We start from the raw sequence: 25,649 nt of genomic DNA on the forward strand, positions 1-25,649 counted from the left end.
CCTGTGTCACGGCTTAGTGCTGTTGATGTGGTCGGCGATGCTGGCGAGCGTTGCGCTCCATTGTGCAACGGTTTGTTCTGAAGGCATTTCTCTCCAGGTCCTGGAAACCTTGTACGTGTCGCCCCCTAATTGATAGGCAAAATGCCTCAAGGTCATGACGTTGCCGTTCGCCTGTGTGCAGATCACCGACCAGCCCATATACGGGGTGCTGGTATCTCCCATGTCAGTCTGGCTGATATGTGTTTTGCAGTTCTTCTCGGCGGCCCGGGTATCGGAATCACGGGCCGCGCTTGGCGGTTGATTCTGGCCCGGCAACACAAACAGGGTGATCTCGTCTTTTCCGGTGTCGGCAGACCACTTGTATCGTTTTACCCCGGCATTCGCGAACGCTGATGCCATCTCGTCATCGTTTTTGGTTTGCCATTGCGGACCTTTTGGCGTTACCGCCTTGAGCAAGTAGCCCGCAAAATCTTCTGCGTGGGTGTTTGGCGAGACGAAGAGCAATCCGCTGATGGCACAGGCAATAAAGGTCGATTTCATGTCAGTCCCTGGACGTCATTGTTAGATGTCAGGACGACAATGCATCCTGCGAAACAGACAGTAGCGCAGGTAGTGGCAAAGTGCCCAGTCCGTTTAAAAATTATTCCTAGGGACGACGTCAGTGAGGGATTGCTCACATCCTTAAAACCTTGCGCTGGACAAGCCAAATTCGCCTTGTTAGTTTGCGCCAGCGACATATTTCTAAATATGTCGGTGGCACATGGATGATATTAAAGTGATGGCGCTTTATGGCTCATCTACTCCAACTAACAAGGATGTCAGTAATGAAAAGCCTGCAAGGGTTGCCCACTCTCATCAGCGCTTCCGTCGGTGCGCCGGGCAAAGCCCGCAACTTGCCCGCCGATGTTCAATGCATCCAGTATTTATTCAACTTGATCATTCCCAAGTTGGGTTTCCCCCTGGCGGAAAATGGCAAATGCGACGGCCAGTTGGTGCAGTGCATCAGCCAGTATCAGTTCCGCCACCTCAAATACGCGCATCCCGATGGTGTTATCGACCCCACCGGGCGCACCTTCAATAGCCTGATCGAAGAGGCGGTGAAGGTGCCGGTCAAGCCGAACCCGACCCTGCGTATTCCGACGTTCCTCAATGTGTTCGGCAACACCGGCGCGGACATGGTCCAGGCCACGGTCGACCACTATCTGGACCGCATGCGGGCAATGATCGAGGCTGAGCGGCGCAACCGGCAGATGATGCTCCAGGCCACGTGCGACGGCGGTACGACGCTGACGGATACGGACTTCCAGAACGCTGCCGCGCAGTTGGGTAACGGGATTTCGGTCAATATTATCAAGGCCTTCGCCACGGTGGAGTCGGGCGGGCGCTCCGGGTTCGGCCCGGCCAAGTTGCCGGTGATCGCCTTTGAAGGGCACCATTTTCGCAAGTACACCAAGAGTAAATACGACCAGACCCACCCGCTGTTGTCGTACCCCTACGTGAAGAAGGCCGGGCCCCAGTGGAAGGCCAATAACAAGGACCAGACCAAGGCCTGGGAGACCATGGCCACCGCCTTCGCACTGGATCAGGAAGCGGCCTTGAAATCGGCCTCCTGGGGCATGTTTCAGATAATGGGCTCCAACTTCACGGCATGCGGTTATAAAACGGTGTTTGAATTTGTGGTGGCCATGAAGATTAATGCCGGGCATCAACTAAAGGCCTTCCTCGGTTTTTGCAGCCAGAGCCCGGCCCTGGTCAAGGCCATGAAGAACAAGGATTACGCCGCCATGGCGCTGAACTATAACGGCAAGGATTATGGCGACTATGACCAACGCATCAAAAAAGCCTACGAAGCACTTGAAGGGAAAAAATAGAATGCCGTTCAAACGTTGCGTGTCCCGATTGCTGGTTGCCTCTTTCGTGTGTGTTGCTGCAGGTGCGCCGGCGTTTGCCGCTACGCTGCACTCGGGCAAGTACGAAGGGCTGATGCTGGCCGTGACGCCCGAGCATCAGGTGGAGGGGTTTTATGCCGAGGAAATGGGCGAGGGCGTGACCCGCTCGTGCACGTTCTTCCTGCAGGGCAAGGTCGACGGTGCGAAGGCATCGGTGTCGACATGGCTGGATGAGGCCTATCCGGGTACCGTCGCGGCTTCCTCGGACGGTGTGATGCTGACCGTGGAGAAGGGCCGCGAACATCCCGGCTGCATCAACGTGTTGATGCCGGAAATTGCCACCGGCCTGGACCTGACCCAGACCGCTGCCAAGAAATGGATTGGCCTGGTGACCGTTTCGTCCGACAAGGCCTTCCTGCAGAAGACCCCGGACGCCAAGGCCAGTCATCGTGCCTACGTGGTCAAGGACGATGTGGTCGCGGTACTGGCGTTCAAGGATGGCTGGGCCCAAGTCGAGTTCATCAATGGCGAAGGCCGCTCTTCCAAGGGCTGGATCAGCCAGGACCAGTACGCCAGGCTGGTCCCCGCAAAAGGCTGAAGATGCTGCTGCGCCCGCGCGTAGCGGGGCGAAAACCGGTTAGCCGAAAGTCTCCCGCAACAGCCCCGCAAAGGCATCCCGCGCCAGATGGCGTTGGGTGTCTTTGTGCCAGAACAGCAGGTTATCCACCGCCGCCAATTCGTCGAAGCGGTAGGACGTCAATTGGTTGGCCTGCTCGTAGCGCGCCAGGATGCCTTCCGGCGCCAGTGCCACGCCAATCCCCGCGCTGACGCAGCCAATGATCGTGCCCCAACTGGCATAACTTGCGATGGCAGGCTTGATGTCGTGGGGCTTGAGCCAGTTCTCCAGGGCGGCGCGATACGGGCAGCCGGGCGGCCACACCAGCAGCGTGCGGCCGGCCAGGTCCCGGGCGTCCTCGATGGGTGCGCTGGAGGCGCTGGTAATCAGCACCAGGCGCTCGCTGTAGACCACGCTTTGTTCGAGCTTCGGGCGTTTGCCGCCGGCGGCCACCAGCGCGGCGTCGATGCGGTGATGTTGCAGGTCATCGAGTAACTGCGCCCAGGCACCGGTCACCAGTTCCAGCTCCACTTGTGGATAACGTCGATGGTATTCGGCCAGCAGCGGCGGCAGGCGGCCACTGGCGCTGGATTCCACTGCGCCGATGCGCAGCTTGCCGCGGGGAATCGCGTTGCTGTCGACGGCACGCTTGGACTCTTCCACCAGCGCGAGGATGCGCTCGCAGTAGTCGAGAAACACTTCCCCTGCGGCACTGATCGCCAACCCGCGCCCGGCGCGAATGAACAGCGGGGTACCCAACTCGCTTTCCAGTTGCTTGATGCGTGTGGTGATGTTGGACGGCACGCAGTGCAGTTGCAGGGCGGCCTGGGCCACGCTGCCGGTTTGTGCCACGGCTTTCACCATTTTCAGTTGGGCCAGTTCCATCGCTCAGTTCCAGTGATTACAGAAGTCAGAAACGGTTAATTGTCCTGCGCCTTGCCGAGGCCAAGACTGACGGCATTCCCACTGCTGGACGCCGTTCATGAAAGCCCCGTCACCTGTAAAGCTTACGCTAGTCACTGCCAGCGTCATCCTCTGTTGGGCGTATTCGCCGATTGGCGTGCATCTGGCCTTGCACAGCTACAGCCCTGGCCAGTTGGCCTTGGGACGGTTCCTGATTGCTTCGGTATTGATGGCCGGCGTCGCGTTGGTCATGAGGATCGAGCGGCCACGTCTGCGGGACCTGCCGTGGTTGCTGGTGCTGGGCTTCTTCGGGATTTTCCTGCATCACCTGACGATCAATTTCGGCCAGCAATTTGTCACGGCCGCTGCCTCCAGTGTGCTGGCGCAGTCGGTTCCGCTATTTACGGTGCTGGTGGCGTTTTTCGGCTTGAAGGAGCGAGTTACCGGCTGGCGCTGGGGTTGCGTGCTGCTGGGCTTGAGCGGGGTGCTGGTGGTGATCTGGGGCGAGCATGGCCTGGGGCAGATTGATCCCCGTGGACTGATGATCCTGCTGGCGGCGCTGTCGTGGAGCCTTTATTTCACCATCCAGAAACACTATTCCCGGCGCTACAGCCCGCTGACCACGGTGTGCTACACCGTGTGGTCGGGCACCTTGCTGCTGTGTGTGTATTTGCCGGGTTTGCCGGCGGTGGTGTCGCAATCATCGACCCAAGCCAACTGGGCGGTGTTGTTGCTCGGCGCCTTTCCCAGCGCCCTGGCGTACCTGGCCTGGGCCTATGTGTTGCGGCATGTCGAGGTCAGCCGCGCGTCAGTGGCGTTGTACCTGGTGCCGCCGGTGGCGATGGTGATGGCCGCCACGCTGCTGGGCGAGCAGGTTTCGCTGCGCGTGGTGCTGGGTGGCCTGATCGTGCTGGCCAGTGTCGGCGCCATCAGCCTCGAAGGGCGCTGGCGCCGCAAGCCGTTACGGGTTCACGGTGAACACCCGCAGGCGGTGACCGTCGGGGTCCTGGGCGACAAAGGTGTAGCCGAAGTCCGCCTCGACCGGTGACTGGATGATGCTCATCCCGATTTGCACCCAGCGTGTGTGCAAATCGTCGACCGTTGCGATATCAGCGACGCAGAAACCCGCCTCGCTACCGCCAACCGAGGCTTGGGCCGCAGGCTCCACGGTATGGCGCGACCACAGGCCGAGTTTCACCCCGTTGTCGAGGATGAACAGCGCAAAGGTCGGCCCCAGCTCCACCGGCGGCTTGTCCAGCAGTCGGCTGTAGAGGTTGGCGCTGGTGGCCGGGCTGTCGACGTACAACAAAAAGTAATGGGCAATGCTATTCATGATGACTCCGTGGAATGACGCAGCAATGGCGCGGCTCAGTCCCTAGTCTAAGGGGCTGTCCTGTCAGTTCATGTCAGGAGTCATCAAGCAAAGAGCAGACAGTCAATCTGGCTGTCTGCTCTTTTTATTGCGTGCACGTGTGTTGCGAGCTCTAAGGCTTGGACAAGGCCTGGTCTACCGCTGCGATCAGCTTTCCCAGATCCTTCGGGGTGGCTTTGTGAATGACACCGAACAGATAAGCGCGCTGTTCCTCCTCGTCGACCAGGTCTGCGAAAAAGACTTTCAGCTTCACTCCCAGCGCCTCTGCGAACAAGAACAGTGCCTCGACGCTGGGTGTATAGGTGCCGGTTTCGAAGCGGCTGATGGTTTTAGGGTCAAAACCGGTTTTTTCACCTAGTTCAGCCTGAGTAAGCCCTGCGACCTTGCGGTAACGTCTGATGGCTGGACCCAAACTTGAAATGTGCATCGCTCAATTCCCATTTAGAATCAAGAACTTAACGATAAATCTTAAAATTAGACAACCGCATGTACCATCACCTTTTCTTGCAAAATGTGATGTAATTCGTAGAATCGGCATCTAGGACAAGTATTTGGTGGTCTCGTTTCAGAAGGCAGGTTTATGAAACAGGAAATCATTGCTCTCTCCTTACTCTCATAAATGTGCCCATAAAACGGACGCCTGGCAGGGACTGAAATGTCGCTCGTCAGTGCCACGCTTCATTGCGCCTCACGTGCCGGATACCCGAATTCAAGCCTAGTTGATCATCACTGAATGGATGATGAATTGCTGTGCAAAATCGTGGGTTTGCGTACCTTTGCGGCCAATCAGCCGATCGACGGCGCAGCCCGACTGGAAATACGAATCCGCCTGTCCTGCCTACCCGGTGGTCGAGAGGGCGATCGAATGCTGTCCATGGAGCTTTAACGTGCGTCTCAATTTGCCGGTCACTGCTGTTGAACAGACTTTTGGGGAGCAGCAACGGCTAATTTCCGCAACTGACGTCAACAGCCATATTACCTACTGCAACGCCGAGTTTGCCGCCATGAGCGGTTTTACCCAGGCCGAGCTGATCGGCAGCACCCACAACCTGGTGCGCCACCCGGACATGCCGCCCGCCGTGTTCCAGCTGATGTGGAGCTACCTCAAGGCCGGGCAGAGCTGGATGGGCGTGGTGAAGAACCGCTGCAAGAACGGCAACTATTATTGGGTCAGCGCCTATGTGACGCCGATTCTCGAAGACGGGCGGCTGACGGGCTACGAGTCGGTTCGGGTCAAGCCCACCCGCGAACAGGTGCGCCGCGCAGAGGCGCTGTACGCGCGGTTGCAGGCAGGTGGTGCGGCGGTCTCGCCGGTGCGGCGTGTGGCGTCTGTGTCCCGGGCCATGGCGTTGCCACTGGCGGCTGCCGTTGCCAGTGTCGCCGCCTTCCAATGGGTTCCGGGTGTATGGGCCCAGGCGTTGACTGTCGGCTTGTTTCTCGGCCTGGGCGTCTGGGGGCATCAACGCTTGGGGCTGCAGCTCAAGCAGATTGTGCAGAACACGCCCAATACCTTTTCCGACCCCATCAGCGCCATGACCTACAGCGACGCGCTGGGGCCGACCGCGCAGCTCGAAATGATCCTGATCAGCGAAGAGGCGCGACTTAAAACCGCCCTGACGCGCCTCAGCGACCTGGCCAACCAGATGGCCGAAGCAGCCGCCCATTCCAGCGTGTTGTCGAGCACCACCGAATCGGCGTTGCTGGAACAGCGCGCCGAGACCGACATGACCGCCGCCGCCATGACCGAGATGGCTGCGTCCATCGCCGAAGTGGCGGTGCACGTGCAGCAAACCGCCAGCGAAGCTCACACCGCCAACACCCTCGCCGAGCAGGGCAGCCAGGTGGCCGGCACGTCCCGCGAGGCGATCCAGCTGCTGGCCGGCACCGTCACCCAGATCAACCAGGCGGTGGGCAACCTGGCCGGGCAGACCCAGCAAATCCAGGTGGCCGCGAGCATGATCCAGGCAATCGCCGACCAGACCAACCTGCTGGCCCTCAACGCGGCCATTGAAGCGGCCCGCGCCGGCGAGCAGGGCCGTGGCTTTGCCGTGGTGGCCGACGAGGTGCGCGCCCTGGCGGGCAAGACGCGGGAGTCGACCCAGCAGATCCAGGGCATCATCCAGAACCTGCGGGCCGGCGCCGATGAGGCGGTCGAGATCGCGAGCCTGGGCATTCACGAGGCCGAGCAGGGCGTGCAGCAAGTACTTGAGGCGCAGCAGGCGCTGCAAGGTATTCGCCACGCGGTGGAGCGTATTACCGGTATGAGTCAGCAAATGGCTGCTGCCTCACAGGAACAATCCCACGTCGCCGAGGAAGTTTCACAGCAGATCAATAACGTTGCCGCCACGGTGCAAAAGACAGCGGGCAATGCCAACGCTGCAGTTACCCGTGGCCGGGAACTCGAAAGCATCTCTTCCGGGTTACGCGCCCTGGTCGAGCGGTTCAACCGCTAGCCACAGTGAGCCTGACTCATGGACGAGAAATACCGCAGGGCCGTGGATGCAGCCGCCATTTTCTCCGAGACTGACCTGGCGGGCTGCATCACTTACGTCAATGACCAGTTCTGCGGCATGTCCGGCTACGGGCGTGACGAGTTGCTGGGGCAAAATCACCGCATTCTGAGCTCGGGACTGCACCCTGCGGGGTTCTTCCAGGGCATGTGGCAAGCCATCAGCGAAGGCCGGGTGTGGCGTGGGGAAATCTGCAACCGGGCCAAGGATGGGACGTTGTATTGGGTGGACAGCACCATGGTGCCGCTGCTCGATGAGAAGACCGGGCGCGTGCAGAAGTACGTGTCGATCCGCTTTGATGTCAGCGAAAAGCGCCAGCTGTTGCACACCCTGCAATGGCGGGTCGGCCACGATGTGCTGACCGGCTTGCCGAACCGCGCCTATCTGTCCGAGTTGCTTAACCAGTCCCTGGAGTTCTCCCGCAGCGAAGACATCCCGTTGGCGTTGTGCATGCTCGACCTGGACGGCTTCAAGGCGGTCAACGACGGGTATGGGCATGCCTGTGGGGATCTGTTGTTGGTGGAAGTGGCCACTCGGTTGCGGGAGATCATCCGCGGCGAGGACGTGGTCGCCCGGCTCGCCGGTGACGAATTTGTGCTGATCCTGCGTTATGTGCGCGATATCGACGAGCTGAACGGCGCCTTGCTGCGCATCCTCAAGGCGATTTCCGAGCCGTACTCGATCCAGGGGGCGGAGCTGAATGTGTTCGCCAGCATCGGCGTCACGCTGTTCCCCCTGGACGACGAGGACGCCGACACCTTGCTGCGCCATGCCGACCAGGCGATGTATGTGGCCAAGCAGAGCGGGCGCAACCGCTACCAGTTGTTTGATGTATCCCTGGAACAGGAGGTCAAGGCCAGCCACCAGACCGTGGAGCAGATCCGCCAGGCCCTGGCGGCGGGCCAGTTGTGCCTGCATTACCAGCCCAAGGTCAACTTGCGCTGCGGCACGGTGGTGGGGTTCGAAGCGTTGTTACGCTGGCAGCACCCCGAGCGTGGCCTGGTGAAGCCGGGGGATTTCCTGCCACTGATCGAGCAGACCGACCTGATTGTCGATATCGGCGAATGGGTGATCGCCCAGGTGTTGGGCCAGATGCATCGCTGGCAGGTGCATGGGCATTGGTGGTCGGTGAGCGTGAACATCGCGGCGCGGCACTTCCAGCGCGAGGATTTTGTAGAGCGCCTGCAAGACTTGCTGGCGCAATACCCGCAGGTGGAGCCGCACCGGCTGGACCTGGAGATCGCCGAGTCGGTGGCCATCGACAATATCCAGCGTGTCACCCAGCACCTGGAGGCCTGCCAGGCCTTGGGCGTGCAGTTCTCCCTGGATGATTTTGGCACCGGCTATTCCTCCCTGAGCTACCTCAAGCGCCTGCCGACCCAGACCATCAAGATCGACAAGTCGTTCGTGCGCGACATCCTGCACGACAAGGACGACCTGGCGCTGACCAAGGCCGTGATCGGCCTGGCCCGTGCGTTTGGCCGCGAAGTGATTGCCGAAGGCCTGGAAACCCTGGAGCACGGCCAGCTGTTGATGCGCATGGGCTGCGAAGTGGCCCAAGGCTATTTCATCGCCCGGCCGATGCCTGCGGACGACGTGCCGGGTTGGGTCGAGGGATTTGCACCGCCGCCGCAGTGGCAAAAGCTTGAGTGATGTTTACTGTGGCGAGGGAGCTTGCTGTGGCGAGGGAGCTCCCTGGCCACAAGGACAATCAGGTGATCTTAAGGGGCGGGGGCGCTGTTCCCGATATACAGCTGGATGATTTCATCAATCTCCCCGGACATTTTCATCCGCAGCAACGTGCGCAGGATCTGCTGCCCCGGCACCTGCGGGTCGTTGCGCACATAGCAGCCCAGGCGTTGCTCCTCGATCACGGCCACCGTATGCAGGCGCTGTGTGGGCGGTAATTGCTGATTGAAGCGGTCAAGGATCCATTCGTTGATCACTGCATAGTTGAAGCGTCCGGCCACCAGTTTTTGCAGCACTTGCTCTTCACTGCGGCTGTCGTCGCGGCTGAACTGGCCGCTGGCGAAGCGCGCCTCCAGGGTTGGGTAGCTGTAGCCGAGTACCGTGCCGATGTGTTGCGGCGCAAGGCTGTCCAGTGCCACTGACGTTGAGGGCACGCGCCCGGCGGCCAGCACATTGCGCTGGACCAGCAGCGGGATGCTCCAGGTGTAGTCCCCCGACAGGTTGTTCAGCCACGCCGGTGTCACGTAGCAGCGCACATCCACATCCCCGCGCTCCATGGCGGTGTCGATACGCGCACGCGGCAGCACATGGAATTTCGCAGGACGGCCGACCTGGGTGGCCAGGCTCAACATCAGGTCATACAAAATCCCCTGGGTCGGCTGGCCCTGGTCGAGTTGCACCATGGGCATGGTCCAGCTGTCGGAAATGGAGAATCGCAGAGGTGCGGGTGCCGCCAGGCTGACCGTGGCAATCATCCACAAGGCGCCCAGGACTGCGCGCATAAATTCTCCGGGTTCAGCCTTTTATAGGCTTGGTCAGACCAGCTTAGTCAGATTAGACGAGCGTGCCGGATGCAATTTCCCCCTTGCTCCGCTAGCATTACCCGCTTCCGCTTCCCAGTTGCGACGGTTTTCGATGAGTTATCAGGTTCTTGCACGTAAATGGCGTCCGCGCTCGTTCCGCGAAATGGTCGGCCAGACCCATGTGCTCAAGGCTCTGATCAATGCCTTGGACAGCCAACGGCTGCACCACGCCTACCTGTTCACCGGTACCCGCGGGGTGGGCAAGACCACCATTGCCCGCATCATCGCCAAGTGCCTGAACTGTGAAACCGGCATCACCTCGACGCCGTGTGGTACCTGCTCGGTGTGCCGGGAAATCGACGAAGGGCGTTTTGTCGACCTGATCGAGATCGACGCCGCGAGCCGCACCAAGGTCGAAGACACCCGCGAGCTGCTCGACAACGTGCAGTACGCACCGAGCCGTGGCCGCTTCAAGGTCTACCTGATCGACGAAGTGCACATGCTGTCCAGCCACTCCTTCAACGCCTTGTTGAAGACCCTGGAAGAGCCGCCGCCCTACGTCAAATTCATCCTGGCCACCACCGACCCGCAGAAACTTCCTGCAACGATTTTGTCGCGGTGCCTGCAGTTCTCCCTGAAAAATATGACCCCGGAGCGTGTGGTCGAGCATTTGACCCACGTGCTGGGTGTCGAGAACGTACCGTTTGAAGACGACGCCCTGTGGTTGCTGGGTCGTGCCGCCGACGGCTCGATGCGTGATGCCATGAGCCTTACCGACCAGGCCATCGCCTTCGGTGAAGGCAAGGTGCTGGCCGCCGACGTGCGGGCGATGCTCGGCACCCTGGACCACGGCCAGGTGTTCGACGTGCTGCACGCGTTGATCGAAGGCGACGCCAAGGCGTTGCTCGAAGCCGTGCGCCATCTGTCCGAGCAAGGCCCGGACTGGAATGGCGTGCTGTCGGAAATCCTCAATGTGCTGCACCGCGTCGCCATCGCCCAGGCCCTGCCCGAAGGTGTCGACAACGGCCACGGCGACCGCGACCGCGTGTTGGCCCTGGCCCAGGCGCTGCCGGCCGAAGACGTACAGTTCTACTACCAGATGGGCCTGATTGGGCGACGTGACCTGCCGTTGGCACCCGATCCGCGAGGCGGCTTCGAAATGGTCCTGCTGCGGATGCTGGCCTTCAGGCCCGCCGACACGGCGGATGCGCCGAGACAGCCGCTAAAGCCAGTGGGGATCAGCCAGGCCACAGTTGATTCCGCCAAACCAGTGGCTGGCCCGGCTGTTGTCGCGCCAGTGGTTGCGCCGCCTGCGCCGGTTGCACAGGCCGCCGCCCCGGTTGTCGCCGAGCCCGTGGCGCCTGTGGTGGTGCCGGAGCCGGTGGTTGAGCCTGCGCCCGTGCCTGAAGTCGATCTGCCGTGGAACGACCCGGTAGAGGCCGAGGTCGAGGTCGAGCTGCAGCCTGCCGTCGAGCCGGTGCTGGAAACCACCAGCGAGCAGCCTGAACTGACACCCATGCCCGCGCCGACCCCGGACAGCGTGGTGCCGGACGCCCCCGAGTGGGTTTCGGCCCCGGTGCCGGAGCCGACCGTTGCGCAAGTGGACGCCGCCACCCCGGGCACCGACCTCGACGACGAGCCGCCGCTGGACGAAGATTACATCGAGCCGGACATGGATTCGGCCTACAGCTACCTGGACGACCTGGCCAGCGAACACACCGCCGAGCCTGCCCCGGAGCCTGAACCCGAACCTGCCGCGATGCCGGCCACCGGCCTGGCGTTGCAATGGCTGGAGCTGTTCCCGAAACTGCCGATCTCCGGCATGACCGGCAGCATCGCCGCCAACTGCACCCTGATTGCCGTTGATGGCGACCACTGGCTGCTGCACCTGGACCCGGCCCACAGCGCCCTGTTCAACGCGACCCAGCAGCGCCGGCTCAACGATGCCCTGAACCAGTTCCACGGGCGCACGCTGACCATCAGCATCGAGCTGATCAAGCCCGAGCAGGAAACCCCGGCCCAGGCGGCGTCCCGTCGCCGGGTCAACCGCCAGCGCGAGGCTGAAGAGTCGATCCACGGTGATCCGCTCATCCAGCAGATGATGCAGCAGTTTGGCGCGGTGGTGCGGCACGATACTATTGAACCTGTAGAAGCCCCGGTACCCCAAGCGTCATAACCCGGGGCCAATAATTGATCCACGTACTTTTGAGGTGATTCCCATGATGAAAGGTGGCATGGCCGGCCTGATGAAGCAGGCGCAGCAGATGCAGGAAAAGATGGCCAAGATGCAGGAAGAACTGGCCAACGCCGAAGTCACCGGTAAAGCCGGTGGCGATATGGTCAGCGTGGTGATGACCGGTCGTCACGACATCAAGCGCGTGAGCATCGACCCAAGCGTATTGCCGGGCGTCGGCGAAGACGACCTGGAAATGCTCGAGGCGCTGTTTGCCGCGGCCGTCAACGACGCCGTGCGCAAGATCGAAGCCAACAGCCAGGACAAGATGTCCGGCGTGACCGCTGGCATGCAACTGCCACCGGGCATGAAGCTGCCGTTCTGATCGGCAAGCAGCACCGAAAATGCCAGGCCCCGCGCCTGGCATTTTTTTGGCCGGCTATTTTCCATACCCGTATCAGCTGTCGAGCGCCAGCGAGGCTGCGTCGGCAGCGACTCGGTCCCACGTCTGGCATGAAAGCAGCGGTGCGGCTAACGTAGCCTCGCTGGCGCTCGACAACGGCTACTGCGAGAGTTTTGTCGAACCCTGGACCCTGTGTTGGGGTCTGCACCCTATACCGTTGAATTCAATCACCGATAGAAGGAGCCTCGCTGATGTCCGAAGCATTGACCCTCAACCAGCGCATTGTGCTGGTCTCACGCCCCCACGGCGCACCGGTGCCGGAAAACTTTCGCCTGGAGCGCGTCGCGCTGCCGGAACTGGCCGACGGCCAGGTTTTGCTGAAGACCCTTTACCTGTCCCTGGATCCCTACATGCGCGGGCGCATGAGTGATGCGCCGTCCTATGCTGCGCCGGTAGAAATCGACGAAGTGATGACCGGTGGCGCTGTCAGCCGCATCGAACAGTCCCGCAATCCCAAGTTCGAGGTGGGTGACCTGGTGGTCGGTTCCACCGGGTGGCAGAGCCACAGCATCTCCGATGGGCGCAACCTGATCCCGGTACCGAAGGGACTGGCCAGCCCGTCCATGGCCCTGGGTGTGCTGGGTATGCCCGGCATGACCGCCTATATGGGCCTCACCGATATCGGCCAGCCCAAGTCCGGGGAAACCCTGGTGGTGGCGGCCGCTTCCGGTGCGGTGGGCTCGGTGGTGGGCCAGGTGGCGAAGATCAAGGGCCTGCGGGTGGTCGGTGTGGCGGGCGGCGCCGACAAGTGCCGCTATGTGGTGGACGAGCTGGGCTTTGATGCCTGTGTCGATCACAAGAGCGACAACTTTGCCGAGGAGCTTGCCCAGGCCTGCCCCAAGGGCATCGATATCTACTTTGAAAACGTCGGCGGCAAGGTATTCGACGCGGTCGTGCCGCTGCTGAATGCCAAGGCGCGCATTCCCTTGTGTGGCCTGATCGCCGGCTATAACGCCCACGAAGCGCCCAGCGGTCCCGACCGGCTGCCGGCGTTGCAACGTACCTTGCTGACCAAGCGTGTGCGGATCCAGGGCTTTATCGTGTTCGACGACTATGGCGACCGCCAACCGGAATTCCTCAGTGCCATGGCGCCGTGGGTGCGGGATGGCAAGATCAAGTTCCGCGAGGACGTGGTGGAAGGCCTGGAGCAGGCACCTGAAGCCTTTATCGGTTTGCTGGAGGGGCGCAACTTCGGCAAGTTGGTGGTGCGGGTCGCACAAGATTGAGCATTTGACGCTAATCCGAGGCGCGGGTATAAACCGCGTCTCGTTGTTTTGTCGGACCTTTCCCCATGAGCTTCAGCCCCCTGATTCGTCAACTGATCGACGCCCTGCGCACTTTGCCGGGCGTGGGCCAGAAAACCGCCCAGCGCATGGCGCTGCAACTGCTGGAGCGTGATCGCAGCGGCGGCTCCCGACTGGCCCAGGCCCTGAGCCAGGCGATGGAAGGGGTCGGCCACTGCCGCCAGTGCCGCACCCTGACCGAGGAAGAGTTGTGCCCGCAATGCGCCGACCCGCGTCGCGACGACACGCTGCTGTGCGTGGTCGAAGGGCCGATGGATGTCTACGCGGTGGAGCAGACCGGTTACCGCGGGCGCTACTTTGTGCTCAAGGGCCACCTGTCGCCGCTGGACGGGCTGGGGCCGGAGGCGATTGGTATTCCGCAACTGGTGATGCGAATCGAGGAGCAGGGCACGTTCGTCGAGGTGATCCTGGCCACCAACCCGACGGTGGAAGGCGAAGCGACGGCCCATTACATCGCCCAGCTGCTGACCAACAAAGGCCTGATTACCTCGCGCATCGCCCACGGCGTGCCGTTGGGTGGCGAGCTGGAACTGGTGGATGGCGGGACCTTGGCGCATTCGTTTGCCGGACGTAAGCCGATCGCCCTATAACAAACACCGCAGAACAAAATGTGGGAGCGGGCTTGCTCGCGAATGCGGTGGTTCAGTCAATGCATCTGGCGACTGATACACCGCATTCGCGAGCAAGCCCGCTCCCACATTTGTTTTGTGGCGTTCACGAGTCTTTCCTCTTGCTTGATAACCAAGCAAGCGCTTGGTAAGTTCGCTCTACCGTCCCGTGGAGCTTGCCGATGTCTGCCTATCAGGAATACTTCGACCCCAGCCACCAATTGGTCCGCGACAGCGTGCGTCGTTTCGTCGAGCGCGAGATGTTGCCGGGCATCGAGCAGTGGGAGGAAGCGGAAAGCTTCCCCCGGGAGCTGTACCTCAAGGCCGGTGCGGCGGGGATCCTGGGCATCGGTTACCCCGAAGCCCTTGGAGGCAGCCACGAAGGTGACCTGTTCGCCAAGGTCGCCGCCAGCGAAGAGCTAATGCGCTGCGGCTCCGGCGGGGTAGTGGCAGGGTTGGGCTCGCTGGATATCGGCTTGCCGCCCATCGTCAAATGGGCCCGGCCCGAGGTGCGCGATCGTGTGGCGCCGCAGGTGTTATCCGGCGAGAAGATCGCCGCCCTGGCCGTCACCGAGCCCGGTGGCGGCTCCGATGTCGCCAGCCTGCAGACCCGTGCTGTGCGCGACGGCGACCATTACCGCGTCAGCGGCAGCAAAACCTTTATCACCAGCGGCCAGCGTGCCGACTTCTACACCGTCGCCGTGCGTACCGGTGGGCCGGGCTTTGCCGGCATCAGCCTGTTGTTGATCGAAAAGGGCACGCCTGGTTTCACCACCGGTACACCGCTGAAGAAAATGGGCTGGTGGGCGTCGGACACTGCCGAATTATTCTTCGATGATTGCCGCGTACCCGTAGGCAATCTGATCGGCGCCGAGAACATGGGTTTCGCCTGCATCATGGGCAACTTCCAGAGCGAGCGCCTGGCCCTGGCCCTGATGGCCAATATGACTGCGCAGATGGCCCTGGAGGAAAGCCTGAAGTGGGCGGCCCAGCGCGAGGCCTTCGGCAAACCCATCGGCAAGTTCCAGGTGCTCAAGCATCGCCTGGCGGAAATGGCCACGGCGGTGGAGGTCTCGCGGGAATTCACCTACCGCCAGGCCGCCAAGATGGCCGCGGGCAAGAGTGTGATCAAGGAGATCTCGATGGCCAAGAACCTCGCCACCGACACCGCCGACCGCGTGACCTTTGATGCCGTGCAGATCCTCGGCGGCCAGGGCTACATGCGCGGCAACCTGGTGGAGCGGCTGTATCGCGACAACCGCATCCTGTCCATCGGTGGCGGGACTCGGGAAGTGATGAACGAAATCATCAGCAAGCAGATGGGCTTGTAGAAAGCGCTTTTGTGGCGAGGGAGCTGTGGCGAGGGAGCTTGCTCCCGCTGGGCTGCGTAGCGGCCCCAAGATCTTTGGGAGCGCTGCGCACTCCAGCGGGAGCAAGCTCCCTCGCCACACGAGTCCCGGGGTTATTGGTCTGTCAGGGCAAACTGCGTCAGGCAGAACGTCGCAATGCCCATGTCTTCCAGGCGCTGGGAACCACCCAGCTCCGGCAGATCGATGATCGCCGCCGCTTCGAAAATCCGTGCGCCCATGCGCCGCGCCAGGTTGGCCGCTGCGATCAGCGTGCCGCCGGTGGCGATCAGGTCATCGAACATCAGCACCGAATCACCTTCACACAGGCTGTCGGCGTGCACTTCCAGGAAGGCTTCGCCGTATTCGGTCTGGTAACTCTCGGCCAGCACGTCAGCCGGCAATTTGCCTTGCTTGCGGAACAGGATCAGCGGTTTGTTCAACTGATAGGCAATGATCGAACCGATCAAGAAGCCCCGGGCATCCATCGCGCCGATGTGGGTGAAGTCGGCTTCGACGTAGCGGTGTACGAAGGTGTCGGCCACCAGGCGCAAGGCCTTGGGCGACTGGAACAGCGGCGTGATATCGCGAAAGATCACCCCAGGCTTGGGGAAGTCGATGACTGGGCGAATCAGGGATTTGATGTCGAACGAATCGAAGACCATCGTCGAGGAGTCCTGGGGAGGAAAGCGGACTCGAAGTATACCTGCGGCCCAGCCGATTGGCTCGGCCGCAAGCGTCTGGATCAACCGTCGAGCGAACCGCCAGCCAATGCGCAGAGCTGGATCGGGTCGAGGATATGCACTTCCTTGCCTTCGGCCGCAATCAACTCGTTCTGCTGGAAGCGGGTGAATACCCGGGACACGGTTTCCACCGCCAGGCCCAGGTAGTTGCCGATTTCGTTGCGCGACATGCTCAGGCGGAACTGGTTGGCCGAGAAACCCCGCGCGCGGAAACGTGCGGAGAGGTTGACCAGGAAAGTGGCAATACGCTCGTCGGCGGTTTTCTTCGACAACAGCAGCATCATCTGTTGGTCGTCGCGGATTTCCCGGCTCATCACGCGCATCAGCTGGCGACGCAATTGCGGCAGCTGCAGGGCCAGTTCATCCAGGCGTTCGAACGGGATTTCACACACCGATGTGGTTTCCAGGGCCTGGGCCGACACGGGGTGAATCTCAGTGTCCATGCCCGACAGTCCGACCAGTTCGCTCGGCAGGTGGAAGCCGGTGATCTGTTCTTCGCCGCCATCGCTCAGGCTGAAGGTTTTCAGCGCGCCAGAACGTACTGCATAAACGGAGTCAAACTTGTCGCCCTGGCGAAACAGGAACTCGCCTTTTTTCAGTGGGCGACCGCGTTTAACGATCTCGTCCAGCGCTTCCATGTCTTCCAGATTCAACGAAAGTGGCAGGCAGAGGGGGGCCAGGCTGCAATCCTTGCAATGAGCCTGGCTATGAGCGCGCAGTTTAACTGGCTCGGACATTTCTTAAATCCTTGTGGGAAAACACACATAAGACGTAAGGGTACCGCACTGGGGGACGATCAGGCCAGCGTGTACAAAAAAGCAGCAGCGGTATAAAGAATTTTGTATCGAGGTCGATACAAGATTGTCACTCCTAGAGCTGGAGGCTCAGATCATGCTTTCCATTGGCGCAACCAACCCTGCCATTGTTTCTTCGCTAACCGTGCCTGATGCGAAAAAAGACCCCGCTGCAGACGATAAAGACCAAGCGTCTTCGACCAATCGGGCCACTGACACCAAGCCCCAAGGACTGGTGGTGGATATCTCGGGGGCGGGGCTGAAAGCCTCCAAGGCCAGCACCAACTCCAACAAGGACATTGACGACAGCAACCTGAAAGACAACATCAAGCAGCTGTTGAAAATGATTCGCGAGATGAGAAAACAGCTCGCCGAGAAGATGGCTCAGCTCTCAGCTGCCATGTCCGACGCCTCAAAGACCCCGCAGGCAAGGCAGGCCAGAGTGGCCGCCTTGCAGAGTGATATCGCGACATTGCAGGCCGGCTTGATGACGGCCCAATCGCAGTTGACCAAGGCCTTGAAGGACGAGTCTCCCGAGTCGCAGCTGGAAGCGATGGCCCTGCTGGCGAAGTAGGACAGGTTCAGATCACCCGCGAAAATCGTTGCCGATTCTGGTGCTCCAGATAGGCATCGAACACCATGCACACCGAGCGTACCAGCAGGCGCCCCGCCGGCAATACGCGGATGCCCTGTGGGTCGAGTTCGATCAGTCCGTCCTCGGTCATCGCCTCCAGTTGCGGCCAGAGCTCGTCGAAATAGCCGCGAAAATCGATGTTGAAGGCCTGTTCGATCTTCTCGAAATTCAGGCTGAACGTGCAGATCAACTGCTGGATCACTTCCCGTCGCAACCGGTCATCCGTGGTGCATAACAATCCACGGCTGGTGGCCAGTTGCGCGCCGGCGAGGGCGTTCTGGTAGTGGTTCAGGTCGCTGCTGTTCTGGCAGTACAGGTCGCCGATCTGGCTGATCGCCGACACCCCAAGCCCGATCAAATCGCAATGCCCGTGGGTGGTGTAGCCCTGGAAGTTGCGTTGCAGCGTGCCTTCTTCCTGGGCGACGGCCAATTCGTCGTCCGGCAGGGCAAAGTGGTCCATGCCGATGTAGCGGTAGCCCGCCCGGGTCAACTGCTCGATGGTGGTTTGCAGCATCAGCAGTTTTTCCGCCGGGGAGGGCAGGTCGTCGGTGTTGATCCGTCGCTGGGGCATGAACCGTTCCGGCAGGTGTGCGTAGTTGAACACCGAGAGGCGGTCCGGTTGCAGGCTGATGACTTCTTCCACGGTGCGTGCGAAATTCATCGGTGTCTGCTTGGGCAAACCGTAGATCAGGTCGATATTGATCGAACGAAACTGCAGGGTGCGCGCTGCGTCGATCACTGCGCGGGTTTCTTCCAGGCTTTGCAGGCGGTTCACCGCACGCTGCACTTCGGGGTCCAGGTCCTGCAGGCCGATACTGACGCGGTTGAACCCCAGTTCACGCAGCAGGCCCATGGTCGCCCAGTCGGCTTCCCGCGGGTCGATTTCAATCCCGTAGTCGCCGGAGTCATCGTCCAGCAGGTTGAAGTGCTGGCGCAGGCGGCCCATGACCTGACGCAGCTCGTCATGGCTGAGAAAGGTCGGGGTGCCGCCGCCGAAGTGCAGCTGCTCGACCGGCTGTTTGGGGTCGAGGTGGCACGCCACCAACTGGATTTCCTGCTCCAGGCGTTGCAGATAGGCGTGAGCCCGACCGCGGTCCTTGGTGATGACCTTGTTGCAGGCGCAGTAGTAGCAAATGTTGGCGCAAAACGGCACATGCACATACAGCGACAGGGGCCGTACGGCCTTGCGGCTGTCGCGCAGGGCGTGGAGCAGGTCGAAGGTGCCGACCTGGCTGTCGAATTGTACGGCGGTGGGGTACGAGGTATAGCGTGGCCCCGCCAGGTCGTAGCGGTGAATCAGATCAGTGTCCCAACGAATGGCGTCGATCATGCGGGCGTTCCCCCGGATAGGCTAGTGGGCCGAGTCTAGGGGCTGGGTGGGGAAGCCATCTTGATTTGCATCAACGGGGAGCGGCGCTATGCCACATGGCGATCTAGTGGCCCATCAGCCAGTGCTGGTGCGGCCCGGGCAAGGTCCAGATGCCGAACAGCATGACCAGCAGGCCACCGGCCATCCGCACGCTGCGTTTGCGCAATAACGCGGTGACTCGATCAGCGGCTAAGCCCGTGGCCAGCAGTACCGGCCAGGTGCCAAGGCCAAACGCGAGCATCAGCACCGCACTGTCCAGCGCATTGCCCTGGCTGGCCGCCCACAGCAACGTGCTGTAGACCAACCCGCACGGCAACCAGCCCCAGAGCGCACCCAGCAGCAACGCCCGGGGCAGGCTGGACACCGGCAGCAAACGGTTGGCAACCGGCTGGATATGGCGCCACAGGCCGCGCCCGAGGCTTTCGATACGGGTCAGGCCGCTCCACCAGCCAGCCAGGTACAAGCCCATGCAGATCAGCAACAGCCCGGCGAGGATGCGCATGAACATCGCTGCCGGACTGTTGGCCACGGCCCAGCCGGCCAGGCCGATCAGCAAGCCGGCGGTGGCGTAGCTGAGGATGCGCCCCAGGTTGTAGGCCAGCAGCAGGCGAAAGCGCCGACTGCGTTGCTCCTTGGGAATCGCCAGGGTCAGCGCGCCCATCAGGCCGCCACACATACCCAGGCAATGGCCGCCGCCCAGCAGGCCGAGGATCACCGCCGAGACCAGCAGGGGCGCCAGTTCAAGCATGGGGCGGATCTTTCGGCTTGGGCGGTTGTTCAGGGCCGTTGGCTTCATCGACGGCCGCCAGGTGGTTCGGGTCCTGGTCATCGAACAGCACGCTGTGGGCCGGGCCATCGAGGTCGTCGTACTGGCCGCTGTCCACCGCCCAGAAGAAGATGTAAATGGCGATGGCCACGATCAACAGCGCCGCCGGGATCATCACGTAAAGAGCTGGCATCTGCACTCCATGCCCGCGCGGCTCATGCCGGCAGCGGGCGGGTTACGGGGGCGGGGCTCACGGCTGGCGTGCTCGGCATGCGAGTCAGGCGCAGGGCATTGAGCACCACGGTCAACGAACTGAGGGACATGCCGATCGCCGCCCAGATGGGAGTGATCCAGCCGAGGGCGGCAAACGGCAACATCAGGCCATTGTACAGCCCGGCCCACAGCAGGTTTTCAATGATTACCCGGCGGGTGCGCCGGGCCAGGGTAAAGGCTTGCACCAGGGCGTCGAGGCGGTTCGACAGCAACACCGCGTCGGCGCTGGTCTTGGCCAGGTCGGTGGCCGAGCCCATGGCCACGCTGATATCGGCGGCGGCCAGCACCGGCACATCGTTGACGCCATCGCCGAGCATCAGCACCTTGCGGCCTTCCTTGTGCAGCTGTTGCAGCATTTGCAGCTTGTCATCGGGGCGCAGGCCGCCATGGGCTTCGTCGATGCCCAGCTCGGCGGCGACACTGGCAACCATCGGCGAGCTGTCTCCCGACAGCAGCAACGTGCGCCAGCCGCGTGCCTTGCAGGCGGCGAGCAAGGCGGGCGCGTCGCTGCGCAGGCGGTCATCCAGGACAAACCAGGCCAGGGCGCCGCCGGTGTCGCCCAGCAGCAGCCATTGGCCGGCTTCCTTCGGCGAGGCGGGGAGGGCGCAGCCGCTCAGTTCGCAGACAAAACCCGGCTGGCCAATGCGCAACCGGCGGTCACCGACGCGGCCTTCCAGGCCCAGGCCCGGCGTGCTGAGCACTTCATCCGCCGCCAACGGCGCGCGGCCGAATGCGCGGGCGATCGGATGTTCCGAACGTTGCTCCAGCGCCGCCGCAAGGCTCAGGCACTCGTCGCTGCCCAGCAGGCTCAACGGGCGGATCGCGCGCAACGCCAGGCGACCTTCGGTAAGGGTGCCGGTCTTGTCGAAAATCACCGTGTCGATCTGGTTCAGGCCTTCCAGCACGTGGCCGCGGGTCAGCAGCAGGCCGAGTTTGTGCAGGGTGCCTGTGGCTGCCGTCAGGGCGGTGGGTGTTGCCAGTGAGAGGGCGCAAGGGCAGGTCGCAACCAGCATCGCCAGGACGATCCAGAACGCCCGTGACGAATCCAGCTCCCACCACACCAGGCCGATGACCGCAGCGGCGACCAACGAGCACAACAGGAACCATTGGGCGGCGCGGTCGGCGATCTCCGCCAGCCGGGGTTTCTCCGCCTGGGCCCGCTCCAGCAGGCGCACGATGGCCGACAGGCGCGTGTCGTGGCCCAGGGCGCGGACTTCGACGGTCAGCGCACCTTCGACGTTGAGGGTGCCGGCAGTGACGGCATCGCCGACCTGGCGTGGTTGCGGCAGGTACTCGCCGGTCAGCAGCGATTCGTCGATGCTCGACTGGCCGTCGAGGATGATGCCGTCTGCCGGCAGCACCGCCCCCGGATGCACCAGTACCCGGTCGCCCAGGGCCAGTTCGCTGAGCAGGATCCGTTCACTTTGCCCGTCGGCACTCATGCGCAGGCACGAGGCTGGCAACAGGTTGACCAACTGCGCAGTGGCTGCCGCCGTGCGTTCCCGGGCGCGACGCTCCAGGTAGCGCCCGGCCAGCAGGAACAGGGCAAACATGCCGACTGCATCGAAATACAGTTCGCCGGTGCCGGTGATGGCGGTCCAGATTCCGGCCAGGTAGGCACCGCCAATGGCCAGGGACACCGAAACATCCATGGTCAGGTGGCGGGTGCGCAGGTCGCGCATCGCCCCCTTGAAAAACGGTGCGCAGCTGTAGAACACGATGGGCGTTGTCAGGAACATCGCGACCCAGCGCAGGATCACGTGCAGCTCCGGGCTCAGGTCGATATTGAATTCCGGCCAGGTGGCCATCGTCGCCATCATCGCCTGGAACCACAGCAGCCCGGCCAGACCCAATTGACGCAAGGCCAGGCGGTTTTCGCTGGCCAGTTGTTCGGCGGCGCGGTCGGCTTGATACGGGTGGGCGGCGTAGCCGATGTGACGCAATTCGCCGAGCAGTTGGCTCAGGGGCAATTGGCCGTCGGACCAGCGCACGTGCAGACGGTGGTTGGACAGGTTCAGGCGTGCCTCGGCCACGGCGGGCAGGCTGCGCAGGTGTTTTTCGATCAGCCAGCCACAGGCGGCGCAACTGATGCCTTCCATCAACAGCGTGGCTTCCGACAGGTCACCGTCGTGGCGCACGAAGGGCTTTTGCACATCGGCACGGTCATACAGCGCCAGCTCGTCCACCAGTTGCACCGGCAGCGCCTCGGGGTTGGCCGAGGCTTCGCTGCGGTGCTGGTAATAGCTTTCCAGGCCACCGGCGACAATCGCCTCGGCCACCGCCTGGCAGCCCGGGCAGCACAGCTCGCGGGGCTCGCCGAGGATCACGGCAGTGAACCGGCTGCCGGGCGGCACGGGCAGGGCGCAGTGGTAGCAAGGGGTCGGGGTGGTCATGGCTCAGTTCCGATGATCGTTCCCACGCTCTGCGTGGGAACGCTTCGCTGGACGCTCCGCGTCCGCTCTTGTGACGCGGAGCGTCACGGGATGCATTCCCACGCAGAGCGTGGGAACGATCAAACAGGTGACGCTCTATTTTTTCAGGTCTTCAGCACCCTGCAGCGGCTCGTCGCCCAGCAGCAAGTCCTTGTCAGGGCTGACCTGTTCTTCTTCAAACATACGCCAGGTCCGGTCGCCTTCCACCCCCAGCAGCTCGACGAAGCGGCGGCCTTCGACCTTGTCGGTCACCTGGCCGATGTAGCGGCCGGGCTCGCTGTCGCTGCGGGTCAGGATGATCTTGCGATCCTTCTCCGGCTGGGTCGGCGAAATCAGGTTCAGCTCCAGGGTGCCGGGCCCGCTGTTGCCGGTCAGGTGCAATTCGACTTCGCCGGTCAACTCGTCCAGGTGCACCTTGGCCCGCAGTTGCAGAGTCTGGGCCAGCAGTTCGCGGTCCAGGGAACGGTTGATGCCTTTGCCGGCCTCGTAATAGTTGTCGTTGACCAGGTTGTCGGGGTTGTTCACCGCGATGGTCACCATGGACAAGGTCAACGTCACCGAGCAGGTCAGGATCCCAATGATGATCCAGGGCCAGAGGTGCTTGTACCAGGGGCTTGCGGCAGTAGCTGCGGGCATTGTTCGGCTCTCTATTAACGGACTTGTGGGCCGATGAATCGGCTCTTGGCTTCAATGTGGACGCTGTCGTCATCGGCATCCCTGAGGATGAATTTCACCTCGTTGGTGCTCGACGGCAGTTGTTCCGGTGCGCTCGACAACTCCACCGGCATGCTGAAGATTTCCCCGGCCGCTACCTTGATCTCGCGCCGGCCTTGCAGCTTGAGGTCTGGCAGGCCTGCGGCGTCAAGCACGTAGGTGTGGTCGCGCTGGTCCTTGTTCATGATCTTCAGGCTGTAGACGTTTTCGATCCGGCCCTCGGCGTTTTCGCGGTACAGCACGCGGTCCTTGCTGACGTCGAAACCCACCAGCGAGCGCACGAAGAAGGCGGCCACCAACAGGCTGATCATCGCCAGCAGCACCAGGGCATAACCGATCAGGCGCGGGCGCAGCTTATGGGTTTTCTGCCCGGACAGGTTGTGCTCGGTGGTGTAGCTGATCAGCCCGCGCGGGTATTCCATCTTGTCCATGATGTTGTCGCAGGCGTCGATGCAGGCCGCGCAGCCGATGCATTCAATCTGCAGGCCGTCACGGATGTCGATGCCGGTAGGGCACACCTGCACGCACATCGTGCAATCGATGCAGTCCCCCAAGCCCTGGGCCTTGTAGTCGATACCTTTTTTGCGCGGCCCACGGACTTCGCCACGGCGCGGGTCGTAGGAAACGATCATCGTGTCCTTGTCGAACATCACGCTCTGGAAACGCGCATACGGGCACATGTAGATGCACACCTGCTCGCGCAGCCAGCCGGCGTTGCCGTAGGTGGCGAGGGTGAAGAAGCCGACCCAGAAATACGACCAGCCATCCGCCTGGCCGGTGAAGAAATCGAGCACCAGTTCACGGATCGGCGAGAAGTAGCCGACAAAGGTCATGCCGGTGACGAAGCCGATGATCAGCCACAGGCTGTGCTTGCCGAACTTGCGCAGGAACTTGTTGGCGCTCATCGGCGCCTTGTCCAGCTTGATGCGCTGGTTGCGGTCGCCTTCGGTGACCTTTTCGCACCACATGAAGATCCAGGTCCACACGCTTTGCGGGCAGGTGTAGCCGCACCAGACGCGGCCGGCATACACGGTGATGAAGAACAGGCCAAACGCCGCCACGATCAGGATGCCCGACAGCAGGATGAAATCCTGGGGCCAGAAAGTCGCGCCAAAAATGAAGAATTTACGCTCCGGCAGGTTCCACCAGACAGCCTGGTGGCCACCCCAGTTCAGCCACACGGTGCCGAAGTAGAGCAGGAACAAACCGGCACCCCCGAGCATCCGCAGATTGCGGAACAAGCCGGTGAAGGCACGGGTGTAGATTTTCTCCCGCGATGCGTAGAGATCGACGGTGTTATTCGAATTTTTGGCAGGCGGAGTAACGTCATGTACCGGAATCTGGTTGCTCATCATTGCATCCCACGGCAGTGGAGATTTGCCTCGGCCAGTACGTGCCAGCCGGGGTCAAAATAGGGGTGTTGCAGTGGCCTAATGATACGCCCCTGATACCCTTCGACGGGTGCGACCTTTGGTCGCGTTGGGGGAAATCAATTGATGGTGTACGTGATCTGGGTCAATTGACTTGTGAAGTATGGACGGTTTTCGCAGCCTTACCGGTCATTCGTCCCATGGATTGATCAGCGCGACGCCGCTGGATTGAAAGTCGCCGATGTTGCGGGTGACCACTGTCAGCCCATGAACCAGCGCGGTTGCAGCGATCAGTGCGTCACTTTCGTTGGCTTGGTCTGGCACATGCAAGCTGGCACAGCGCAGGGCAACTGCTGCATCAATCGGCAGGATTCTGGCATCAAACGCCGGCATGACATGGCGCTTGAGCCATGTGCGCAAAACCTTCCCCTGGGCGGGATCACGCCGCTCCATTCGCAGGACTCCTGTTTCCAGTTCCTTCAAGGTAATGGCTGAAATATACATCCGTGGCGCGATGACACTTTTGGCCCAGGCGACGACCTTGGCATCGGCCTGGGGTTTGCGCAGTTCAGAGATGACGTTGGTGTCGAGTAGATACATCAAGTGAAGTCCACGGGTCGATGAGTGATCACGGCGCGTTCGGTTTCGAACTCGATATCTGCCGCTTCAGGCATCACCAACAGGTCAACGATGTCGGCATTGAGGCCTGTCAGTTTTTGGTAGTCCTCAATACTTAGCAGTACATGGGCAGGCTTGCCCCGGTCAGTGATAAAAACCGGGCCTTGGCGGGCGGCTTTTTTGGCACCGCTTGTGTCTTGATTGAATTCACGGCTGGAAATGGTGGTGATGGTCATGGGGGTTAACCTCCGTATGGAGTA

At 61.8% G+C, this 25,649-nt stretch carries 27 protein-coding genes; 12 read left to right on the forward strand and 15 right to left on the reverse strand.

Features of this window, described 5'->3' with window-relative positions:
* Nucleotides 1–6: 6 nt before the first annotated feature.
* A complete protein-coding gene (locus C0058_RS08490) occupies nt 7–540 on the reverse strand; it encodes a hypothetical protein (protein WP_003219072.1) in 534 nt (177 codons plus the stop codon).
* 284 nt (nt 541–824) lie between these two features.
* On the opposite strand from C0058_RS08490, the gene C0058_RS08495 reads away from it, so the two are divergent.
* On the forward strand, nt 825–1,871 hold the full coding sequence (locus C0058_RS08495) for an N-acetylmuramidase family protein (protein ID WP_102368373.1): 1,047 nt from the start codon (nt 825–827) through the stop codon (nt 1,869–1,871).
* 1 nt (nt 1,872) lies between these two features.
* On the forward strand, nt 1,873–2,487 hold the full coding sequence (locus C0058_RS08500) for a hypothetical protein (RefSeq protein ID WP_003219069.1): 615 nt from the start codon (nt 1,873–1,875) through the stop codon (nt 2,485–2,487).
* Between the two features lie 39 nt (nt 2,488–2,526).
* On the opposite strand, the gene C0058_RS08505 is transcribed toward C0058_RS08500, so the two are convergent.
* Nucleotides 2,527–3,390 (reverse strand): LysR family transcriptional regulator, encoded by an 864-nt coding sequence (locus C0058_RS08505; protein WP_003219067.1) that lies wholly within the window; start codon nt 3,388–3,390, stop codon nt 2,527–2,529.
* A 97-nt stretch (nt 3,391–3,487) separates the two neighbouring features.
* Here C0058_RS08505 and C0058_RS08510 point away from each other — a divergent pair, with 97 nt between their 5' ends.
* Complete coding sequence (locus C0058_RS08510) at nt 3,488–4,456, forward strand: DMT family transporter (protein ID WP_102368374.1); 969 nt, start codon at nt 3,488–3,490, stop codon at nt 4,454–4,456.
* On the opposite strand, the gene C0058_RS08515 is transcribed toward C0058_RS08510, so the two are convergent.
* Both C0058_RS08515 and C0058_RS08520 read right to left on the reverse strand, forming a co-directional pair.
* On the reverse strand, nt 4,370–4,741 hold the full coding sequence (locus C0058_RS08515) for a VOC family protein (RefSeq protein WP_102368375.1): 372 nt from the start codon (nt 4,739–4,741) through the stop codon (nt 4,370–4,372). The two genes, C0058_RS08510 and C0058_RS08515, sit on opposite strands and share 87 nt — an antisense overlap.
* 151 nt (nt 4,742–4,892) lie before the next feature.
* Nucleotides 4,893–5,207, reverse strand: coding sequence for a helix-turn-helix domain-containing protein (locus C0058_RS08520; protein ID WP_003219061.1), 315 nt, complete (start codon nt 5,205–5,207; stop codon nt 4,893–4,895).
* A 306-nt stretch (nt 5,208–5,513) separates the two neighbouring features.
* Between C0058_RS08520 and C0058_RS32590 the strand changes: the two genes are divergently transcribed.
* From C0058_RS32590 to C0058_RS08530, 3 genes are read left to right on the forward strand one after another with little or no spacing between them, the layout of a single operon-like run.
* Nucleotides 5,514–5,666 carry a hypothetical protein gene (locus tag C0058_RS32590; RefSeq protein WP_157222851.1) on the forward strand — a complete coding sequence of 51 codons (153 nt, stop codon included), beginning with the start codon at nt 5,514–5,516 and terminating at the stop codon, nt 5,664–5,666.
* 1 nt (nt 5,667) lies between these two features.
* Entirely contained in the window at nt 5,668–7,233 is a 1,566-nt protein-coding gene (locus tag C0058_RS08525) for a PAS domain-containing methyl-accepting chemotaxis protein (protein WP_003219059.1), read from the forward strand.
* An 18-nt stretch (nt 7,234–7,251) separates the two neighbouring features.
* Complete coding sequence (locus tag C0058_RS08530) at nt 7,252–8,943, forward strand: bifunctional diguanylate cyclase/phosphodiesterase (RefSeq protein WP_003219057.1); 1,692 nt, start codon at nt 7,252–7,254, stop codon at nt 8,941–8,943.
* 68 nt (nt 8,944–9,011) lie between these two features.
* Here the strand turns inward: C0058_RS08530 and C0058_RS08535 are convergent, their stop codons facing one another.
* A complete protein-coding gene (locus C0058_RS08535) occupies nt 9,012–9,761 on the reverse strand; it encodes an ABC transporter substrate-binding protein (RefSeq protein ID WP_087694838.1) in 750 nt (249 codons plus the stop codon).
* Between the two features lie 133 nt (nt 9,762–9,894).
* On the opposite strand from C0058_RS08535, the gene dnaX reads away from it, so the two are divergent.
* From dnaX to C0058_RS08560, 5 genes are all read left to right on the forward strand, one after another.
* Complete coding sequence (gene dnaX / locus C0058_RS08540; protein ID WP_102368376.1) at nt 9,895–11,958, forward strand: DNA polymerase III subunit gamma/tau; 2,064 nt, start codon at nt 9,895–9,897, stop codon at nt 11,956–11,958.
* 43 nt (nt 11,959–12,001) lie between these two features.
* The gene (locus tag C0058_RS08545) at nt 12,002–12,340 is read left to right on the forward strand and encodes a YbaB/EbfC family nucleoid-associated protein (protein WP_003193199.1); all 339 of its coding nucleotides are present in this window, start codon (nt 12,002–12,004) and stop codon (nt 12,338–12,340) included.
* 269 nt (nt 12,341–12,609) lie between these two features.
* Complete coding sequence (locus tag C0058_RS08550; RefSeq protein WP_003219050.1) at nt 12,610–13,644, forward strand: NADP-dependent oxidoreductase; 1,035 nt, start codon at nt 12,610–12,612, stop codon at nt 13,642–13,644.
* 65 nt (nt 13,645–13,709) lie between these two features.
* On the forward strand, nt 13,710–14,312 hold the full coding sequence (gene recR / locus C0058_RS08555; protein ID WP_102368377.1) for a recombination mediator RecR: 603 nt from the start codon (nt 13,710–13,712) through the stop codon (nt 14,310–14,312).
* Nucleotides 14,313–14,512: 200 nt separating this feature from the next.
* Entirely contained in the window at nt 14,513–15,661 is a 1,149-nt protein-coding gene (locus tag C0058_RS08560; protein WP_003219047.1) for an acyl-CoA dehydrogenase family protein, read from the forward strand.
* A 131-nt stretch (nt 15,662–15,792) separates the two neighbouring features.
* Here C0058_RS08560 and C0058_RS08565 read toward each other — a convergent pair whose 3' ends face one another.
* Nucleotides 15,793–16,341, reverse strand: a complete 549-nt coding sequence (locus C0058_RS08565; protein WP_003219046.1) for an adenine phosphoribosyltransferase — start codon at nt 16,339–16,341, stop codon at nt 15,793–15,795.
* A gap of 80 nt (nt 16,342–16,421) precedes the next feature.
* Complete coding sequence (fnr, locus tag C0058_RS08570; protein ID WP_003219044.1) at nt 16,422–17,156, reverse strand: fumarate/nitrate reduction transcriptional regulator Fnr; 735 nt, start codon at nt 17,154–17,156, stop codon at nt 16,422–16,424.
* A gap of 154 nt (nt 17,157–17,310) precedes the next feature.
* Between fnr and C0058_RS08575 the strand changes: the two genes are divergently transcribed.
* Entirely contained in the window at nt 17,311–17,787 is a 477-nt protein-coding gene (locus C0058_RS08575; RefSeq protein WP_102368378.1) for a hypothetical protein, read from the forward strand.
* A gap of 7 nt (nt 17,788–17,794) precedes the next feature.
* Here C0058_RS08575 and hemN read toward each other — a convergent pair whose 3' ends face one another.
* The 8 genes from hemN to C0058_RS08615 all read right to left on the reverse strand — a co-directional run bounded on the left by hemN (nt 17,795) and on the right by C0058_RS08615 (nt 25,625).
* Nucleotides 17,795–19,177 (reverse strand): oxygen-independent coproporphyrinogen III oxidase, encoded by a 1,383-nt coding sequence (gene hemN, locus C0058_RS08580; RefSeq protein WP_102368379.1) that lies wholly within the window; start codon nt 19,175–19,177, stop codon nt 17,795–17,797.
* Nucleotides 19,178–19,280: 103 nt separating this feature from the next.
* Nucleotides 19,281–19,964 (reverse strand): sulfite exporter TauE/SafE family protein, encoded by a 684-nt coding sequence (locus tag C0058_RS08585; protein WP_003219035.1) that lies wholly within the window; start codon nt 19,962–19,964, stop codon nt 19,281–19,283.
* Nucleotides 19,957–20,175 carry a cbb3-type cytochrome oxidase assembly protein CcoS gene (gene ccoS / locus C0058_RS08590; RefSeq protein WP_003219033.1) on the reverse strand — a complete coding sequence of 73 codons (219 nt, stop codon included), beginning with the start codon at nt 20,173–20,175 and terminating at the stop codon, nt 19,957–19,959. Before ccoS ends, C0058_RS08585 begins: the two co-directional genes overlap by 8 nt.
* A gap of 22 nt (nt 20,176–20,197) precedes the next feature.
* Entirely contained in the window at nt 20,198–22,648 is a 2,451-nt protein-coding gene (locus C0058_RS08595) for a heavy metal translocating P-type ATPase (protein WP_102368380.1), read from the reverse strand.
* Between the two features lie 135 nt (nt 22,649–22,783).
* Nucleotides 22,784–23,323 (reverse strand): FixH family protein, encoded by a 540-nt coding sequence (locus C0058_RS08600; RefSeq protein ID WP_102368381.1) that lies wholly within the window; start codon nt 23,321–23,323, stop codon nt 22,784–22,786.
* 14 nt (nt 23,324–23,337) lie between these two features.
* Complete coding sequence (ccoG, locus tag C0058_RS08605; protein ID WP_102368382.1) at nt 23,338–24,753, reverse strand: cytochrome c oxidase accessory protein CcoG; 1,416 nt, start codon at nt 24,751–24,753, stop codon at nt 23,338–23,340.
* A 207-nt stretch (nt 24,754–24,960) separates the two neighbouring features.
* The gene (locus C0058_RS08610) at nt 24,961–25,371 is read right to left on the reverse strand and encodes a type II toxin-antitoxin system VapC family toxin (protein ID WP_102368383.1); all 411 of its coding nucleotides are present in this window, start codon (nt 25,369–25,371) and stop codon (nt 24,961–24,963) included.
* Nucleotides 25,371–25,625, reverse strand: coding sequence for a type II toxin-antitoxin system Phd/YefM family antitoxin (locus C0058_RS08615; protein WP_003219024.1), 255 nt, complete (start codon nt 25,623–25,625; stop codon nt 25,371–25,373). The genes C0058_RS08610 and C0058_RS08615 overlap by 1 nt, the downstream gene beginning before the upstream one ends.
* Between the last annotated feature and the right edge of the window lie 24 nt (nt 25,626–25,649).

It is taken from the genome of Pseudomonas sp. NC02, from assembly GCF_002874965.1.
Lineage (GTDB): Bacteria > Pseudomonadota > Gammaproteobacteria > Pseudomonadales > Pseudomonadaceae > Aquipseudomonas.